19 protein-coding genes are annotated in these 17,694 nt (G+C 29.0%); 8 read left to right on the top strand and 11 right to left on the bottom strand.

The genetic code is table 11. The features are described 5' to 3' along the window. Position 1: 1 nt before the first annotated feature. The 6 genes from ABWP60_RS07970 to ABWP60_RS07945 all read right to left on the bottom strand — a co-directional run bounded on the left by ABWP60_RS07970 (position 2) and on the right by ABWP60_RS07945 (position 5,955). Positions 2–793, bottom strand: a complete 792-nt coding sequence (locus ABWP60_RS07970; protein WP_353150996.1) for a (Fe-S)-binding protein — start codon at positions 791–793, stop codon at positions 2–4. Positions 794–845: 52 nt separating this feature from the next. Next, positions 846–1,292, bottom strand: a complete 447-nt coding sequence (locus ABWP60_RS07965) for an LNS2 domain-containing protein (protein WP_353150993.1) — start codon at positions 1,290–1,292, stop codon at positions 846–848. Positions 1,293–1,358: 66 nt separating this feature from the next. Further along, positions 1,359–2,696, bottom strand: coding sequence for a 4Fe-4S dicluster domain-containing protein (locus ABWP60_RS07960; protein ID WP_353150990.1), 1,338 nt, complete (start codon positions 2,694–2,696; stop codon positions 1,359–1,361). Positions 2,697–2,700: 4 nt separating this feature from the next. Then, entirely contained in the window at positions 2,701–3,669 is a 969-nt protein-coding gene (locus tag ABWP60_RS07955; RefSeq protein ID WP_353150987.1) for an MlaD family protein, read from the bottom strand. A gap of 74 nt (positions 3,670–3,743) precedes the next feature. After that, positions 3,744–4,862, bottom strand: coding sequence for an N-acetylmuramoyl-L-alanine amidase family protein (locus ABWP60_RS07950; RefSeq protein WP_353150984.1), 1,119 nt, complete (start codon positions 4,860–4,862; stop codon positions 3,744–3,746). A gap of 4 nt (positions 4,863–4,866) precedes the next feature. Then, positions 4,867–5,955 (bottom strand): N-acetylmuramoyl-L-alanine amidase family protein, encoded by a 1,089-nt coding sequence (locus tag ABWP60_RS07945; protein ID WP_353150981.1) that lies wholly within the window; start codon positions 5,953–5,955, stop codon positions 4,867–4,869. Positions 5,956–6,086: 131 nt separating this feature from the next. On the opposite strand from ABWP60_RS07945, the gene ABWP60_RS07940 reads away from it, so the two are divergent. The 3 genes from ABWP60_RS07940 to ABWP60_RS07930 all read left to right on the top strand — a co-directional run bounded on the left by ABWP60_RS07940 (position 6,087) and on the right by ABWP60_RS07930 (position 10,703). Next, positions 6,087–8,705: a putative LPS assembly protein LptD gene (locus ABWP60_RS07940; protein WP_353150978.1), complete on the top strand. Its 2,619-nt coding sequence runs from the start codon at positions 6,087–6,089 to the stop codon at positions 8,703–8,705. Between the two features lie 32 nt (positions 8,706–8,737). Further along, a complete protein-coding gene (locus tag ABWP60_RS07935) occupies positions 8,738–9,118 on the top strand; it encodes a RidA family protein (protein WP_353150975.1) in 381 nt (126 codons plus the stop codon). Positions 9,119–9,605: 487 nt separating this feature from the next. Then, positions 9,606–10,703 (top strand): tyrosine-type recombinase/integrase, encoded by a 1,098-nt coding sequence (locus tag ABWP60_RS07930; protein WP_353150972.1) that lies wholly within the window; start codon positions 9,606–9,608, stop codon positions 10,701–10,703. A 416-nt stretch (positions 10,704–11,119) separates the two neighbouring features. On the opposite strand, the gene ABWP60_RS07925 is transcribed toward ABWP60_RS07930, so the two are convergent. From ABWP60_RS07925 to ABWP60_RS07915, 3 genes are all read right to left on the bottom strand, one after another. Continuing rightward, on the bottom strand, positions 11,120–11,752 hold the full coding sequence (locus ABWP60_RS07925; RefSeq protein WP_353150969.1) for a hypothetical protein: 633 nt from the start codon (positions 11,750–11,752) through the stop codon (positions 11,120–11,122). Beyond that, positions 11,745–12,725, bottom strand: coding sequence for a hypothetical protein (locus ABWP60_RS07920; RefSeq protein ID WP_353150966.1), 981 nt, complete (start codon positions 12,723–12,725; stop codon positions 11,745–11,747). The genes ABWP60_RS07925 and ABWP60_RS07920 overlap by 8 nt, the downstream gene beginning before the upstream one ends. Positions 12,726–13,034: 309 nt before the next feature. Then, positions 13,035–13,949, bottom strand: coding sequence for a patatin-like phospholipase domain-containing protein (locus tag ABWP60_RS07915; protein WP_353150963.1), 915 nt, complete (start codon positions 13,947–13,949; stop codon positions 13,035–13,037). A gap of 116 nt (positions 13,950–14,065) precedes the next feature. On the opposite strand from ABWP60_RS07915, the gene ABWP60_RS07910 reads away from it, so the two are divergent. From ABWP60_RS07910 to ABWP60_RS07890, 5 genes are read left to right on the top strand one after another with little or no spacing between them, the layout of a single operon-like run. Next, positions 14,066–14,377, top strand: a complete 312-nt coding sequence (locus ABWP60_RS07910; RefSeq protein WP_353150960.1) for a hypothetical protein — start codon at positions 14,066–14,068, stop codon at positions 14,375–14,377. Beyond that, positions 14,377–15,003 carry a hypothetical protein gene (locus tag ABWP60_RS07905; protein WP_353150957.1) on the top strand — a complete coding sequence of 209 codons (627 nt, stop codon included), beginning with the start codon at positions 14,377–14,379 and terminating at the stop codon, positions 15,001–15,003. Before ABWP60_RS07910 ends, ABWP60_RS07905 begins: the two co-directional genes overlap by 1 nt. Beyond that, positions 14,982–15,221 (top strand): sensor histidine kinase, encoded by a 240-nt coding sequence (locus ABWP60_RS07900; protein WP_353150954.1) that lies wholly within the window; start codon positions 14,982–14,984, stop codon positions 15,219–15,221. The genes ABWP60_RS07905 and ABWP60_RS07900 overlap by 22 nt, the downstream gene beginning before the upstream one ends. 9 nt (positions 15,222–15,230) lie before the next feature. Continuing rightward, positions 15,231–15,743, top strand: coding sequence for a sensor histidine kinase (locus ABWP60_RS07895; protein WP_353150951.1), 513 nt, complete (start codon positions 15,231–15,233; stop codon positions 15,741–15,743). Then, positions 15,740–16,396 (top strand): response regulator, encoded by a 657-nt coding sequence (locus ABWP60_RS07890; protein ID WP_353150948.1) that lies wholly within the window; start codon positions 15,740–15,742, stop codon positions 16,394–16,396. The genes ABWP60_RS07895 and ABWP60_RS07890 overlap by 4 nt, the downstream gene beginning before the upstream one ends. A gap of 332 nt (positions 16,397–16,728) precedes the next feature. Here the strand turns inward: ABWP60_RS07890 and ABWP60_RS07885 are convergent, their stop codons facing one another. Together ABWP60_RS07885 and ABWP60_RS07880 are read right to left on the bottom strand one after the other, a co-directional pair. Next, positions 16,729–16,983: a DUF7683 domain-containing protein gene (locus ABWP60_RS07885; protein ID WP_353150946.1), complete on the bottom strand. Its 255-nt coding sequence runs from the start codon at positions 16,981–16,983 to the stop codon at positions 16,729–16,731. A 9-nt stretch (positions 16,984–16,992) separates the two neighbouring features. Next, positions 16,993–17,694, bottom strand: a 702-nt coding sequence (locus tag ABWP60_RS07880; RefSeq protein WP_353150944.1) for a colicin E3/pyocin S6 family cytotoxin, incomplete at its 5' end; no start/stop codon positions are given.

The following is a 17,694-nucleotide window of genomic DNA, read 5'->3' as shown; positions in this document are numbered from 1 at the left end:
ATTATAAATCTTGCGCATTTGCAATTAATTCTGCAATATCCATTACCTGAACAGCACCTTCTTTTTCTTTATTTTTGATACCATCTGTTAACATAGTGTTGCAAAATGGACAACCTGCAGCAATAATTTCTGGTTTCGTTTCTAAAGCCTCTTCGGTTCTTTCGATATTGATGTCTTTATTTCCTTTTTCTGGTTCTTTAAACATTTGAGCGCCGCCTGCTCCACAACATAATCCGTTAGCGCGAGAACGTTTCATTTCAACTAACTCTGCGTCTAATTTCTGTATTAAATCTCTTGGCGCTTCGTAGATAGTATTGGCACGACCTAAATAACAAGGATCATGAAACGTAATGCGCTTTCCTTTAAATTGTCCGCCTTCAATAGTTAATCGTCCGGAATCTAATAATGATTTTAAAAATTCTGTATGATGTACCACTTCGTATTTACCACCCAATTCTGGATACTCATTTTTAATGGTATTGAAACAATGTGGACAAGCTGTAACGATTTTTTTTACTTCATAAGCATTCATAACTTCAATATTCATCATGGCTTGCATTTGAAATAAAAATTCATTTCCAGCACGTTTTGCAGGGTCACCAGTACAACTTTCTTCTGTACCTAAAACCGCAAAAGGAACGTTGGCTTTGTTTAAAATCTTAACAAACGCTTTGGTTATTTTTTTGGCTCTATCATCAAAACTTCCTGAACAACCTACCCAAAACAAAACTTCAGGAGTTTGTCCTTGTGCCATCATTTCGGCCATTGTAGGTACTACTAAATTTTCAGACATACTATTTATAGTTTATGCTATTTTCTATCAAAATTATTATATAAAAAGCAAATTAATTACTTAATTCATCATCAAAAACTTGGATGGTTACATCTTTTTCAATTAAATCTGTAAACTTTCCATTGTATCGTGTTGCTTTTACTAAATGATTATCAATCCAGTGGTAATTTCCACCTCGTGGTTTACCCATAACCATTCCGTGATATTTAAAGCCATGTTGTTGTAACCAAGCCTCTGTAACAGCTCTATGCTCTTCGGTACGAGACGTGAAAAAGAAAATAACATGACCTTCATCATACCATTTATTTAGTGTTTCTAAAGCATCTGGATAAACGTTTGCCGTCGCCATTCTTTCTGGTTCTTCGTTAGGAATATCATCGCAAATGGTTCCATCAATATCAATAAGATAGTTTTTAATTCCTTCAGGTAAAACGGGACTTAAATGTTCTCCATTTACTGTTAATTCTTTTAATTTCGCGTCAATTTCTTCTTTCTTCATGCTTTTGTTGTAATTGTTTTGTTTATTACTATTTATAATTGATATTGATATTAATATTGAAATTTCCTACGCTTCGTTTCTCCAGTTTACTCTATCTTGTTGGTTATACTGCCATGGCGCACCGTTATTTTCAATATTTGTCATTACGGCATTTAATTCCATTGGTGCTGCACTTTGCTCCATAACTAAATAACGTCTCATATCCATAATAATTGATAATGGACTAATATTGATTGGACATTCTTCCACACATGCATTACATGATGTACATGCCCAAAGTTCTTCTGGCGTAATGTAATCGTTTAATAAGGATTTATTATCTGGAATAAAAACTCCTTTATTCGCATCGATATTTTTTCCAACTTCTTCTAATCTGTCACGCGTATCCATCATGATTTTACGGGGCGATAATTTCTTACCCGTAATATTTGCTGGACAAGAAGAAGTGCATCGGCCACATTCTGTACAAGTGTACGCATTTAACAATTGCACCCAATTTAAATCTTGAACATCAGATGCCCCAAATTTTGCTGGAACCGCATCTGGATTTGCAGGTGCAGCAAACGGATCGGCATTTGGATCCATCATTAATTTAACCTCGTTTGTTACACTTTCTAAGTTATCAAATTTTCCTTTTGCATTTAAATCAGCAAAATAAGTATTGGGAAACGCTAATAAAATATGCAAATGTTTAGAAAAATATAAATAATTTAAGAAAGCAAGTACCATTAAAAAATGTCCCCACCATCCTACTCGCTCTAAAATATGCAAGGTACTTTCACTCATTCCCCCGAATATAGCGGGTCCTAAATGTTTAGAAATGGCAAAATTAAAAGAACCTGTTCCTTCATAATGAGATTTACCCAATGAAAATAATACTTCATCTGTTCCATTCATTGTAAAAATACAAGTTACCAAAACGATTTCCATTATTAATATTAAGTTGGCGTCTTTGGTTGGCCAACCTAACATTTCTGCTTTATTGAATCGAGGTAATTTTAATAAATTTCTTCTGGATAAAAAGGCCAAAGTAGCTACTAAAGCTAATAAGGTAAGGATTTCAATGAAGCTAATTAAAAACGTGTAGAATCCACCTAAACCAGTTTTAAAAAAACGATGCGTACCAAAAAGTCCGTCCACAATAATTTCTAACAACTCAATTTGGGTGATAATAAAAGCTGCGTACAAGGTAAAATGCAATAAAGCAGGGATTGGTCTGGTAAACATTTTTTTTTGTCCCATGGCAATTAATGCCATATTTTTCCATCGTGCTGAAGCATTATCGCTTCGGTTTACATTTTGTCCTAATTTAATATTTCGTATTATTTTATTAACATTTTTTACAAAAAAGCCAACACCTATTATAAGGGAAACTGCAAAAATACTATTTGATAAAAAACTCATAAATTTAGTTTTTAGGTTGTTCTATATTTTGTTCTGTCGCAGGCGCTACATAGGGTTTGTTTTTCTTTCCGAAAACACTCACATTTACATATCGAGTTGGATTTAAGCGTAAATCTTGCAAAAGTAATTCCAATTCTTTTGATGTTTTAGCAAGGTTGGTGTATATAGCATCATCATTTAATAATTTTCCCATTGAACCTTTTCCTTGTTCTAAATTAGCCATAATCCCGTTAACATTGGTTAAGGTAGCTTCTAGTTTTTTGACTGTTGCTCCTAAATTGGCTTTTTCTAAAGAAGTGGTCATTGAATTTAAATTACTAGATGTTTTTTCAAAATTAGATAATGTTGTATTTAGTTTCGATTTATTTTCTGATAAAATTTCATTTGCATTTTTTGAAATTTGACTAAATTCGGACATAGTTTTTTCTAAAGAAGCGATGGAAGCTTTTAATTTTTGTTGTGTTGAAGCGTCTAAAGTAGTATTTAAATTTTCGATTAACTTATTAGCATTTTCTAATAAAACTTCAACTTTATCTTTTACAGGTCCTATTTGATTGGCTAATTCAGCAGTTAACCCTAATTTATTAGATGTTTTTAGTACATCACCAGATTGTGTATAATTGGTGTCTGAAAAGTTATTTAAAATTGCAATTTCTCTACCTCCAATCAAACCAGAATCCATAATTTGTGCTTCGCTTGATTTGGCAATTTTTATTTGTTCGTTGGTAATTACTAATTCTACTTTCATTTTACCATCTGGTAACATTTCAATAGTATTTACTTTTCCTATAATCAATCCGTTTAAAGTTACGGGTGCTGCTTCAACTAAACCCGCCACATTATCATAAACAGCATATAATTTTGTGCTAGTATCAAATAAATTTTTACCTTTAAGAAAAGTAAAACCCCAGTAAAATAATACTATAGATAAAATAACTAATACAGCGACTTTAATTTCTTTTGTGATTTTCATAAGGGCTCATATCTTTTAACTAGTGCTTTTAAAAAAATGCAATAGGTCTTTTAATGATACAAAAATAACATTATTTATTTGATTGCCTCGCTTAATTTTATTTTTTTACCATTTTTTATAGGCACAATAAATGATGAGGTGTAACCTTTTGCTTTTGCTTCTTCTAACAATTGCTTTGCCTTTGCATACGATGTTGTATTACCGTAAAAGTATTTGTAAATGGTATTTTCTTTTTCTACAGAAATAGTACTTAATCCTTTGAAGTTTTTGGGTAAGGTTTCTAAATTTTTAGCACTTGCAGAAATTTGAATTTTAAAAGTAACACCTTCTAAAGCCGATTTATTTTCTGATGTTGTTTTTAAGTCTGTCTTTTTGGAATCTTCTTTTTTTTCAATTGGTTTTTTAGTTTCTTCCTTTTTAACAGAAGTAGCCGTTTCTGTTTTAAAAAAATCATCTCTGTATTCTAAAATTGCTTTTGATATTGCTTCTGCCAATTTATTTTGTCCGTCTTCTGAATTTAAAAAAGCACCTTCTGGTTTGTTGGATACAAATCCCATTTCAATAAGTACACGAGGCATAATAATTTTTCTTAACACCAGAAAACCGGCCTGTTTAACGCCTCTATTTTTACTTGTTGTGAATTTCGTGAAGGCTTGCTGTACTTTTCCGGCAATATCAATACTTTGCTGAATATTTTCTTCTTGCATGATAGAAATTCCCATTACCGATTCGGGAGATTTTGGATCAAAACCATCATATTTAATTTTATAATCGCTTTCTAAGGTTACTACGGCATTTTCCTTTTTTGCTACTTCTAAATTGGCCGCATTTCGTGTAACTCCCATAACATAGGTTTCATTTCCTGAAGCAGCTTGATTATCATTTGCATTACAATGCATAGAGACAAACAAATGCCCTTTTGATTTATTTGCAATGGAAGCACGTTCATTTAATTCTACAAAAACATCTGTTTTTCTGGTGTAAACGACTTCAATGTTTGCTTCTTTTGATAAAATCTCTCCTACTTTAAGAACGGTATTAAGTGAAATTTTCTTTTCAATATTACCATGATATGTTGCGCCATAGTCTTTACCTCCATGTCCTGCATCTAAAACTACTTTGAATTTTTTAGTTTGTGCATGAAATGATAAAGAAAATAAGCATAAAAATAAAAGTACTAACGATTTTTTCATAGGGTTAATTTGGTGCAACAATAAAAGCTGATTTAAATCCTTTTAACTTGGCTTCTGCTACTAATTTTTTACAAAATTCTAAGCTTCCTTGTCCGTAAAAATATTTATATCCTCCATCAACTTCAACTACAGTAATATTAGTTAATCCGTTAAAATTTTCAGGTATCAAATCTATTTTTTTGGTACTAAAACTAATTTGTACTTTATATACTGAATCAGCTGCCAAAATAGGTTCAGGACCAACATCAACTAATGAAGAAGAATCAACATCTGTTTCAATAACTGGTATCTCTTCAATAATTAATGGTTCTTTTATTTGTAAAACGTTTGGAGGCGTATTTGTACCCTTAAGATTATTTTTATATTCAATAATAGCACGTGCAATAATTTGAGAATAATTAGATTTACCTTCTTCAGATTTCATGTATTTTGATTCTTGCACGTTACTTAAAAAACCTAATTCTATTAATACACCTGGCATCACTGTTGCATCTAACACCCAAAGTGGTTGCTGATGCATTCCCAAATCTTTTCTGTTTAATGAATTTTTAAAATAACTTTGAACAGAACTTGCGAAATTTATACTTTGCATTAATGTTTCCTCTTGCATGATTCGTAAGCCAATTTGTGTATTTGGATTATTTGGATCAAAACCTTCATATTTTTCTTTAAAATTATCTTCTAATGAAATTACAGCATTTTCTGCTTTTGCAATTTCAAAATTCATGCCTGCGCGGGACAAACCCATAACTAAAGTCATTGCACCATATGGTTTTGGGGAAACTGATGAATTACAATGTACAGACACAAATAAATCAGCCTCAAAATCATTAGCAATTTTTGCTCTATCTTTTAAAGGAATAAAAACATCTGTTGATCGGGTATATTTTATATTAAAATCAGGATAAGTTTCTAAAATTTTACCAATTCTTAAAACCACATCCAAGGCAATTAGTTTTTCAATGCATCCATTTTTTGCAGCTCCTGGATCTTTTCCTCCATGCCCTGCATCTAAAACCACTTTAAATTTTTTCTCTTGCGCTATAGAAAAAACTGATAAGCAGATGAATATAGCTACTAGTATTTTTTTCATATGTGATTAATTATTTTCAGTTGTTTCAAATACGTTATAATTTTATTAAATAATTAATTTTAACAAAAAATATACGTAAGTTTGACCCTTCAAAAACCGAACCATTTTTTACAAAAATAGTATTTATAGATTTGAGTACAAAGATTAATCATATCGTTTTTTTATTTTTTTTTCTAATTGTTAGTAATTTAGAAATTTACTGTCAAAACAGTTCTCAAAAAGATAGCGTACAACTGAATGTAAATGAATTAGTTGCAACAAAAACAACAATTAAAAAAGACACAACAAAAAAACCTTTATTAGAAGGCATAGTCAACCGTAAAGCAAAAGATTATGAACGATTGGATCAAAGAAAAAAAAGGTTGACACTTTATAATGAGGCAGAACTACATTATCAAGATTTTATTCTAAAATCTGGAATTATTGTTTTAGACTATGAGAAAAACGAAGTGTATGCGGGAAGATTAAAAGATAGCGCTGGCGTATATTCTCAATTTCCATATTTCAAACAAGGTGAAAATATTATTGAACCCGATTCTATTCGATTTAATACAAAAACTGGAAAAGCTCAAATTTGGAATACAAGAAGTAAACAAGGAGAAATGTTTCTTAAATCTGAAATTTCAAAAAGAGAAAATGATTCGGTTATTTTTTTTAAAAAAGCTCGGTTTACTACTTCTGAAAACATTGAAAAACCTGAATATTATTTTTTAGCATACAAAGCCAAATTGGTTCCGAAAAAGAAATTTGTAACCGGTTTAACCCACATGTATATTGCAGATGTACCTACTCCTATTGGCGTGCCTTTTTCATTTTTCCCAATGACTAATAAAAATACCTCTGGAGTAATTATGCCAGCACCTGGTCAAAACAATGACCGAGGTTATTTTTTACAAAACGGAGGGTATTATTTTGCACTGAGTGACTATTATGATTTGGCCCTTTTAGGAGATTATTACACCAATGGAAGTTATGCGCTTCGTTCTGAGACATCTTACGCCAAAAAATACAAATTTAGTGGAAATTTTCAAGTAAGATATGAAAATCTGGTTTTGGGTGAAAAAGGTTTTCCCGGGTATGCTCGAACCAATCAGTATAATATTCAATGGTCGCATAGTCAAGATGCAAAGGCATCAGCAAATTCTAGATTTTCATCTTCAGTGAATTTTGGAAGTAGTAAATATTTTCGTCAATCCTTAAATATTGTAAATGTTGGCTCTAATTTAAATAACACATTAAGTTCCTCAATTAGTTATTCTAAAACTGTTCCTATTATACCTTTAGTAAATTTTGCTTTTGCTGTAACTCATAATCAAAACACCAATACTGAAGTTGTAAATTTAACACTACCCTCATTCAATGCTAGTGTGGACAGAATTTTTCCTTTTGCTAAACAAGATGGAATTAAAAAAGGAATTTTTCAAAATATTAATTTTCAATATGGACTAAGAGGAGAAAACAGAATTTCTACAAAAGAAGAATTTCTATTTAAATCCCAAATGTTTGATACTGCTATAGCTGGAATAGCAAATACTATTCCCATTACTACAAATTTTAAAATTTTTAAACATTTTAGTGTTTCAGTTGGTACCGCATTTGCAGAAAATTGGGTATTTAATACCAATGAAAAAATATTTAATACTACTACTAATAAAGTTGAAATAGTTAGAAAAAATGGTTTTGATTCGTATCGAACTTATAATTTTTCTTCTAGTATTGGAACCACAATTTACGGAACGTATACGTTTAAAGAAACCAACAAAATTCAAGCGCTTAGACATTTAATTCGACCAAGTATTTCATATGGTTATACGCCAAGCTTTGAGCGATATTATGACCAATATCAAGATAATTTAGGAAATTACATAAGTTATAGTAGGTTTGAAAATACTTTGTTGGGTGCGCCTGGATTGGGTGTAGCAAATTCAATTGGTATTGGAATTTCTAATTCCTTGGAAGCAAAAGTATTGGATGCAGCAAGTAAAAAAGGAGCTACCAAAAAGATATCTTTGCTAAATCAATTTAATTTTTCTACAAGTTATAATTTGACCGCTGAAGAATTTAAATTAGAGCCCATTAATTTTATTGGAGGAACTACTTTATTTGATAATAAATTAGGCGTAAATTTTGGTGCCCGATTCGATCCATATGATTTAGATACTAATAACCAAAGAATTAATGAATTTAGTATAAACAATGGAAACGGTTTAGCTAGAATGACTAGTTCTAATATTACCTTAAATTATACTGTTAGCAGTAATGAAATTGGCGGAAAAAAAGAATCTAAACAAACGGTTCAAAATGGTGGTCGTAAAGATGATTTATTTGGTGCTGCTGTTGATTTAAGTAACCAAGATGAAAGTTTATTTAAAAAGGATGATGCAAAAAATCAGCAAGCAGAGCTATTTAATTACAAATTTCCTTGGGATTTACAAATTGCTTATTCTTTAACGTATAGTAATAATGCAAGTCAACGAGAAATAACTACAAATTCTGTAATGGTATCGGGTAATATTGATATGGCTGTAAAATGGAAAATGGGATTCTCTTCAGGTTATGATTTTGCACAAAAAGGAATTTCATTTACGCAACTTCGATTTGAAAGAGATTTAGAAAGCTGGCGAATGAGTTTTAGTATTGTTCCAATTGGTTTATATCAATCATGGAATTTCTTTATCGGAATAAAATCTTCAATGTTAAGTGATATTAAATGGGATAAAAGAAATTTACCTGATCCTAGATTGAGATAAATGGACTTAAGTATAATGTATAAATTGAAAAAATGAAAAAAATAATATTTACAGAAAAAGCTCCTGCACCAATTGGACCATATAATCAAGCTGTTTTGGTTGGAAATATATTGTATACTTCTGGTCAAATTGCTATAAATCCATTAAATAACAAACTGGTTTTAGAAAATATTGAATCCGAAACCAAACAAGTTATGGAAAATCTTAAAGCCGTTTTAGAAGCTGCTGAAATGACTTTTGAAAACGTAATAAAAGTATCTATTTTTATTAGCGACATGAATAATTTTTCAAAAATAAACTCCATTTATAGCGCTTATTTTAATGAATCAAATGCGCCTGCTAGAGAAACTGTTCAGGTGGCTGGTTTACCAAAAAATGTGAATGTTGAAATTTCTGTTATTGCGATTAGATAATTTCATTATTAAACCAATAAAAAAACGCAAACCTTTGATAATTAAGGGTTTGCGTTTTTATTTTGTGACCTCGTCTGAATGTTGTTCTTAGAAGGTTTTTTATGATTTTATTGGCTTTGTAGCGGTTTTATTGGTGCTTTGAAAAAGTTGTTTTTCAAAAAAGTGGACACAAATTGCCAAAATAGGACCTAAATGGACACAAAAATGGTCACACGAATTGGATAAAAAACAACTCATTTATAACTTTAAAAAAAAAAACAATTTAATTTTTTAAAGTATGAAAACGAAATTTTATCTTCGTAAAGGTAGTGAAAAAAGTACTATCCAATTTGAATTTAGACACGGAAAAAATTCAAGATTTAGAGCATCAACCAATTTTGTAATTAATTCTGATAAAGATTGGGATAGTAACAAACAAAAAATGAAGTTACCCTCTTCAACATTCAATGCAAAACTTATTAATAGTAAGTTATCGGAATTTGAAAATTTGTTAAACGATTTACTATACAAAGAAAATGAAAAGGAAATAGAAATTGATTCTATTAAAAGTATGTTTGCAAAAGTATTTGACATATTTGAAAAACCAATTTCAAAATTTCAAAGTAATCCTTTTAGCGAAAATCAAAAATATTTAGATGCCAACAAAGATTTCATTAAATATTATGAATGGTTTTTAGAATTTTACTCAAAAAACAATTCACCATTTTCAAAAAAAATACTTACTAAAGGAACATTAAATACTCTAAAAAGTTCTTTAAATGTTGTTAAAAAGTTCTTGATTTATAAGAAAATAAAAAACTTAAATTTTGACGATATTAATAGGGGTTTTTACAATGAATTTATTGACTATTTAACCAATGAAAAAAAATATACCAAAAACTATATTGGGACAGTGATTCAAAAACTAAAAACAGTTATGGGATATGCATATGATGAAGATAAACATACTAATCTAGAATTTAAGAAAAATTATTTCTCAAAGGTAACTGAGGTTATAAATCACCCCTATTTAAATCAAGATGAATTATTGAGAATTGAAAATTTAGTTTTAAATGATGAAGAACTAAATATCGCTAGAGATATCTTCCTAATAGGATGTAATACAGGATTGCGTATTGGCGATTTATTAAACTTCTTGAAAAAACCTGAAATAATTACACAAGATGAAACTCAATTTATTCGTATTAAACAATCTAAAACTTTAAATTTTGTTGTTATACCAATCAATTCTGTTATTAAAAGAATTTTAGATAAAAGAGAAGGTAAATTGCCTAAATATATTCATCAAAATACAATAAACGAACATATAAAATCAATTTGTAAAAGAGCTGATATTAAAGAAAATTACAAATTTATTAGAACAGAGGGCGGTACTCAAGTGGAACGTTTAGAACCAAAATATAAATTTATATGTACACACACCGCTAGAAGGTCATTTTGTACTAATGCCTATTATTCTGGTATTCCACCACACGATATTATGGCGATTTCTGGACATAAAACTGAAAAAATATTTTTTAATTATATCAAAGTTGAAAAAGAAGTAAATGCTTTAAGGATATCAAAATATGCTTTTCTACAATAATTTTCTTGCGATAAAATATAAAAGGGCTTAATAGCCCTTTAAAATTCAATTAGTAAAAAAATTGTGGCAGAAATAGCTATTTTTGAGATTAGAATACTAAATAAAAAATTAAAAATTTGATTTATTGAATTAAAAATAAAATTATCTACAGCACTATAGCCACTAAATAGCATACAAAAAACTTTAACAAGAAAGTGAAAAACACCTTTTGTTGATTAAATATGTTTTTAGGAATTATGTTCAATGTGTGTTTTCATAATAATTTGGGATAACGTGTTGCGGCTTCATGAAGTGGCGATGAACCAAGACCAAGCTTTTACAAATATAACAAAAACTTTCAATTAATTACCGTTCCAATTTCTGATAAATCCCGTGCCTCGCCATTTCTTGAAACTGCTGTTTTGCGTTCGTTTTTTTTAATTTTTTAATCCATTATTGAAAAAATCTCCCAATGCTCCAATACTAAAAAATATGAACCATAAAAATCTTGTCATTAAGAATAAAAAAAATATTTTACCAAACTGTATAAATAATAATTGTAAGAAAAGTGAAAACGATTCCTCATTATATCTGACAAATTTATATTCCCAAATGTTTGTATTCAAAACAGGTGATGGGCAAGACTTGTATAACAATATAATAACAATTATAAATATTGCAATTAAAACTGTTTCTAATGCGGTAAAAACAAATCTACTAGTAAAGTTTTTAAAAATTTCTTCTCTCTTTTTTGCCCCTTCACTTTTTTGTTGAATATCAGTTAAGTTTTTTATTGGATTTTGTATGTATTTATCATAAACCATTATTATTACTGGTATGATTAGGGAAGAATATATTGAAGCAAAAGTTAAAATTGCATTTAATACAGTATCATTTATGTTCAAACTGACTAAAGAAATAAAAGTAGAAACCAACAAAACATAAAGATTTGTAGAACTGAAAAAAGTAAATTTCACATTTGATCCATCTGAAGATAAATCAGAATTTCTCCATCTATAACTTTCGTTAAAAATAATTTTTAAATTCTCATATGTTTTTGGTTTACTCATATATTTCAGTTTCTAAATCTGGTAATAGACTTTCAGAACAATATTTTTTTAAAGATTCCCAATCAGGTGTTCCATTTTCTTCAAGAATTACATCATCTACTTTTTCTAAATAAAGTGTAGGTTTAATTTTTATTGATTCAGCATCAATTTCAAATCTAGCAGGATTTTTCAGTGTTTTACTTTTTATATAACCTGTTTTGGAATTAAAATTATCTAAAGTCATTTCATTACCTGGTAACTTAAGTAAAGATTTCCCAATCATTTGGCGCCATCTATCTAAAGTAGGTAAAGGAATACTTCCATCTACAGGTGTGAGAGTAATTTTAAGATTAAATTTACCTTCTAGTTTATCTTTTTTATTTTCTGAAAGTTGATTAATCCTAATGTTTTTCGTTTGATAATTTAACTCACTAACCAAAGCAGTTGTTTTCGCCATTTCTTCAATACTTTTTGGAATAAAAGGTGCAATTATAGCATTATAAGAAAGTCCTGCTTTTTGGAAAATTTTTTTTATAAAAGGTTTAAAAATATCATCTATATTTTCTTGACCATAAGTTTGTATAATTAAAATACCAATATTTTTATCTAATTTAGTTTGTAATAAAAAGTAAAAATCATCTTGGATTATGACATCTTTATGAAACTTTCTACTTTCTCTTTTTGTTCTTCTATTTCCAGCAGTTTTTCCAACATCGTATGCTCCACCTTCCATTACTCCATGAATATAAAAATCTGTCACATTTTTTGTGATATCACTGCTTAATCGAAATGCTTTTCTTAATTTATTATTTTCATTATAATCTGAAGTTTTAAAAATATCTTCATAAAAAGCATTGTAAACCTTTTTATCTGATACTTTATCTTCTAAATCATATTTTGAAATAAATAATTCTCTAAATGAGAATACATCCTTATTCTTTTCATTAGTTGGACTTAAAATAACTTTATAAACTTCAATTTTAGGATTTTTCATATATAGTTTCTTGTTTCAGTTTCTGTTCGGCTAAAATGACGCACAACTTGTATATACGCTCAGTTTTTTTAAGTTTAGTTGAGCAAAGCTATATTTATTTTGATATATATGCTCAAAATTAACCGATTGAATTTTTAAAACATTGAGCATTTTTACGCATCAAGTATAAAAATAAACACTCTGATTATTATTTAGCTACCGAAAATCAATATTACCTATCGAAAATTCACATTATTTTCAAATTAAAAATTTTCAATTAGAAAATACTGTTTTTTTTTCTACAAAGACTTGAGTATATTTAATAGCCATTTACAAAGCTTGAATAAACTTTTTAAATTCCTTATCATCCAAAGCACCCATAGCTAATTGACCTGCTGTATTCATTGCATATATGTTTTGTTTTGAAAAATCGATGTAGGAATTTGTATGTAATGGTTTGAAAACATCAAAATCTTTTGTTGGAACATCAATTCTATAATAATTTACAGTTTGGTTTGGAAAAAAACGTTGCTCAACAAATTGAGTTGCACAATCTTTTGCAATTATTTTTATTGTATTATTCGTAGACTGTATTGTATTACTCCCCGCTCCTATTGAAAGAATATTTATCACCTCATATTCGGAAAATGCTTTTTTAAATATTTCATCTTCTAAACAGTATTTTGGATTTGCAGACACATGTTCTCCACTACAAAACACGGTGTCATTTATCTTGGTTGTTTTGAAAAAAGGTGAAGTTGCAAGTGAGGCATTTAGCAAATCTTCTGCTGTTAAATCACTCGTAACCGCATTTACGATTTCAATTTCTCCTTTTGTTAAATTATATAAGGGTATAATATTGTTTTTACTGTTTTTTACATTTTCTAGATTACTGAACAAAATATTAACACTCTGTATCAATTGCTGTTGACTACAAATTGTATTGGAAAGTTTCAAATACGAAGTCCATTTTTGTTTGTATATCTTAGCGGCAATAGCCTTATAATGTTCCGTGACTTGTTGAGCAGAAAAATAATCACCTTGGTAGTCTGGAATTTGATAGAGATAACTTAAAAGCGAGCTAGAACCAACTGATACAAACGTATCAAAAATGTCTACAATCTTTAACTGTGAGTTATTTTGCGTTTTTTGAAGTTCGTCTTCTATTTTTTGTAAGATGTATGCTGAAATTAAATTTCTCACACCTCCTGAATCTACAGATAAAATATTTATTTTTGTTTTCATACCAAATAAAAAAACAAAGTTATTAGGTCTGAATATTTATATATTGCGTAATATTACGCAATATATAAATAGTTTAAACTAGTATTTTTACGACTTAATTTTTAATTTATACTATAATGGAAATCAACAAAAACACAGGAGAACAAATTACATTATCTCAAGCTCAAGAAATGGTAAATGAATTTAGAAAACGTTATCCAGATTCAAAAAAAGGGTATTTTGCAGGTGCGAATCATTTTGACAAAATATTACAACAAGAAGATTGCATCGGTTTAAGAATATATAACGGTTATGATAAAGAAACTGACAGCACTAATTTAGTTATTGTAGGTGTAAATAGTAATAACGAAGATATGACAAAAGGGTATATTTTAGACAGAACAGCACCTTGTCCTGCTGTATGTCCTAGTAATACTGATTTAAAATAATGCTCTACAGCCTTATAATACTTTTAAATATTTTTTCATTATTACTTTTAGTATTTTATGTCAAACTAAAAAGTAATAATAATTTATTGCATTTAGTTATTTTATTCTCTTTTGGAGCATTGTATGAATTAATATTTACAATATATTTTAAGGTCAATTCAGAAATTTGGTTTAAAATTTATCCTTTTTTAGAGTTTATCGGATTATTATATTTCTTCAGAAAACTGATTGGGCTTTCCCAATCAGTTTTTTATATTATTATTGGAATTTATAGCGTATTGTTTATTTATATGTACTATTTATATCATTTTAAAATTAGCAGTACCGCATTAGAGTTATTCATTCCAATCACTCATTGCCTGTTAGTATTTACTGGTTCTACTAAATGGACTATTCAACAGTTTGAAAAACTAGAAACTAGTAGTTTACTTCATTTTCCAGTGTTTTATATTCTTTCGGGTATGATTTTGTATTATTCAGGTACGTTTTTTATTTTTGGATTAGAAACTATTTTCAGATATACTAAAAGTCCTGTTTTATTATACTATTGGTACATCAATTTACTATTACTTTTTATCTACAGATTGTCATTTTACATTGCCATATGGAAAGCCAAGAAAGTTTAAATAATGTCATAATCATTTCTAGTTTAGTAATTTTTATTTTTGGTATGTTCCAAATTGGTGTGGCAGTTTTTTATCATAAATACTATATCAATTCCAAACGTTTAGATACCGAAAAAAACTTTAGAGAAAAACTTGATTTAGAAAGAAATGAAAGAGCTAGAATAGCACATGACTTGCATGATGGCTTACAAAATGATTTTGTGGCAATTAAAAACTAGGTCAACCTATTGTCATTTGATGAACAAAACCAAGAAAAAATTAACTACATCAAACATTTAGAGCAATCTATTGATTTAGCAACAAAAAGCATTAAAGATATTAGCTATTCTCTTATGCCTTCTAAATTAAAGTTGGAAGGATTAATTCCTGCTGTTAGTGAACGATTTGCTACTTTATCAAAGGGAAGTCAAACCTACTTTGAACTAGAATATGAAGATGAAGAATTGGTTATTGATGAAAATATTGCGTACCAAGTTTATCGTATCATTCAAGAAATTACAAATAATCTCATTAAACACAACCGAGCTAGTTATTGCAAACTCTCTATTATCGTTAATAAAAATACGCTAAAATTAACTTTTGAAGATGACGGCGAGCATTTTAATTACAAAATGGCATTGAACAATTCTGGTGGAATGGGACTGCTTGGATTAAACGAACGATTGAAGTCTACTAATGCAAAACTTAAACATATTGTTTCTGAAAACTTAAATATTTTTAAAATCACAATTGAATTATGATAAAAATCGCTATAGTTGAAGACCACCATTTGGTGAGACATGGTTTTATAGAAACATTCAAAAAAATTGAAGATGTTCGAGTGGTGTATGACACAGATGATGGAAATAGCCTTTTTGATTATCTAAAAAACTATCCAATTGATTTGTTAATTTTAGATTTACAAATGAACAAAATGGGTGGCCTAGAAATATGCAAACATATTAAATTGCACTTCCAAAAAATTAAAATTTTGGTACTCACACAATTGATTAGTGAATTATCTGTTTCTAATTTAATTAAAGCTGGAGCGAATGGGTATTGTAGTAAGTTAATTAATTCTTCCGAAATAGAAATTGCTATCAGAAAAATTATGGATAATCAAACGTATTTTGATTCCTCTACAAGAGCTATTTTACCTGAATTATTAGAATACAAATCAATTATAAAACCTAGTACTTTAAATCAATTTAAACTCACAGATAGAGAAATTGATATCATTCGTTTAATTTCCCAACAAAAAGACAATCAATATATCGCAAAAATACTTAATATTAGTCCTAGAACTGTTGAAAATCATAGAAGACGAATCATACAAAAAACCAATCAAAAAAACATTACTGATGTGGTTACCTTAACTTTAAAAAATCGAATTATAAAACTAGAAGAATTATAAATTTCTTAAAAATCACAATTAGCGATTTGAAAGTAAATCAATATGTTTGCTACTCCTATTTAACTACTTAATTAGCGCTATATTACTTACACACACCACAGCTGCCTCCAACTTTAGCAAAGTATTTACAATACTTGCAATTTTTACAAGCAGTACATTTACTAGTACCTGTGCATTTACGAACAGAGTTAAATTATATAACACAAAAAGGAGCACAATATTGCACTCCTAATTACTATTTATTTATAATTTTATATTGATTTTCAACACTTTAATTACCAAAAATAAAAGCATCACTAAATCTGATACATTACCCACATCTGGTAAATTACCTAACCAACTTGTCTGGTTATAATACTATAACTAAAATCTTTAAAATTATAAGATTTTAATTCTTTTATATATTTTTCGAGCTTTTTAAAATCATTTTCTTTAATTTCATATCCATTACAATATTCAACATCAAATTCTTCATATGGAGGACAAATTTCATTAATTTTAATTAAATCATAATGATTAATATTAATTTCTTTAAAAAACTCTTCTTCTTTAATTTTATATATTTCAATCAATAATTCAGTCTTCATATTTCTTTTTTAAAATCCAATTGGAATCAATAATATTATAACAACAATAAGTAAAGCAGAGCCAAGTGTTACTGTTTGTGGACTTGTTTTTGGAGGACTTATTCTTATTGGTGACGGTGTTTTTACAAGAACTGTATTATTTACCTCAAATTTTGCTCTTGTTGCTATCCTCCCCGGGTCTCCATTCTTGTTTTTTTCTCCAGTTTCTGGATTGTACCCACCTTTATGCTTTTTACCTGTTTTATCATATACTTCTAATTCACCATGTTGTGAATCCCATTCACCTAATCCTCCATTCGGAAGTGTCCATCCTGGTCTTTTTCCTTCTTTATTAGGCAGTCTTTTTGCTCCAGGAAAGCCAGGTAATTCTTTGGGGGCAGGTATATAAACTGGTTGTCCGTGTTTTGCTTTTCCTTCTTTTTTTGCTTCAGTTTTTTTCTCTTCCTCATTTTCTCCTCCTAAATAACTATTATCTTCTCCTGATTCTCCAAGAGTGTTTCTAGTATTATTCTCTTCTTTCCAATCTATAAATTCTTCATCTCCAAAAGATTTTGAAAGCATTCCATCTGGGTCAATAAATATAATTGGGTTATTATAACAGTAATTATATGGTGTCCATCTTCTAGACATTTCAGCCAGCGGGTCAATATTCATCCATCTACCAATTGCAGGATCGTATTCACGCCATCCATATGAATAAGTATTGAACCC

The sequence above is a fragment of the Flavobacterium sp. genome, assembly GCF_040402895.1.
Taxonomy (GTDB): domain Bacteria; phylum Bacteroidota; class Bacteroidia; order Flavobacteriales; family Flavobacteriaceae; genus Flavobacterium.
Note: the sequence above shows the minus strand (reverse complement) of the source record. Positions and strands in the feature narration are given on the sequence as shown.

Excerpts from the sequence above, each read along its gene's own strand:
- ABWP60_RS07920 (WP_353150966.1), bottom strand. The coding sequence starts at position 12,725 with ATGAAAAATCCTAAAATTGAAGTTTATAAAGTTATTTTAAGTCCAACT.
- ABWP60_RS07900 (WP_353150954.1), top strand. The coding sequence starts at position 14,982 with ATGGAAAGCCAAGAAAGTTTAAATAATGTCATAATCATTTCTAGTTTA.
- ABWP60_RS07935 (WP_353150975.1), top strand. The coding sequence starts at position 8,738 with ATGAAAAAAATAATATTTACAGAAAAAGCTCCTGCACCAATTGGACCA.
- ABWP60_RS07970 (WP_353150996.1), bottom strand. The coding sequence starts at position 793 with ATGTCTGAAAATTTAGTAGTACCTACAATGGCCGAAATGATGGCACAA.
- ABWP60_RS07950 (WP_353150984.1), bottom strand. The coding sequence starts at position 4,862 with ATGAAAAAATCGTTAGTACTTTTATTTTTATGCTTATTTTCTTTATCA.
- ABWP60_RS07925 (WP_353150969.1), bottom strand. The coding sequence starts at position 11,752 with ATGAGTAAACCAAAAACATATGAGAATTTAAAAATTATTTTTAACGAA.
- ABWP60_RS07960 (WP_353150990.1), bottom strand. The coding sequence starts at position 2,696 with ATGAGTTTTTTATCAAATAGTATTTTTGCAGTTTCCCTTATAATAGGT.
- ABWP60_RS07915 (WP_353150963.1), bottom strand. The coding sequence starts at position 13,949 with ATGAAAACAAAAATAAATATTTTATCTGTAGATTCAGGAGGTGTGAGA.
- ABWP60_RS07905 (WP_353150957.1), top strand. The coding sequence starts at position 14,377 with ATGCTCTACAGCCTTATAATACTTTTAAATATTTTTTCATTATTACTT.
- ABWP60_RS07890 (WP_353150948.1), top strand. The coding sequence starts at position 15,740 with ATGATAAAAATCGCTATAGTTGAAGACCACCATTTGGTGAGACATGGT.
- ABWP60_RS07955 (WP_353150987.1), bottom strand. The coding sequence starts at position 3,669 with ATGAAAATCACAAAAGAAATTAAAGTCGCTGTATTAGTTATTTTATCT.
- ABWP60_RS07885 (WP_353150946.1), bottom strand. The coding sequence starts at position 16,983 with ATGAAGACTGAATTATTGATTGAAATATATAAAATTAAAGAAGAAGAG.
- ABWP60_RS07945 (WP_353150981.1), bottom strand. The coding sequence starts at position 5,955 with ATGAAAAAAATACTAGTAGCTATATTCATCTGCTTATCAGTTTTTTCT.
- ABWP60_RS07910 (WP_353150960.1), top strand. The coding sequence starts at position 14,066 with ATGGAAATCAACAAAAACACAGGAGAACAAATTACATTATCTCAAGCT.
- ABWP60_RS07965 (WP_353150993.1), bottom strand. The coding sequence starts at position 1,292 with ATGAAGAAAGAAGAAATTGACGCGAAATTAAAAGAATTAACAGTAAAT.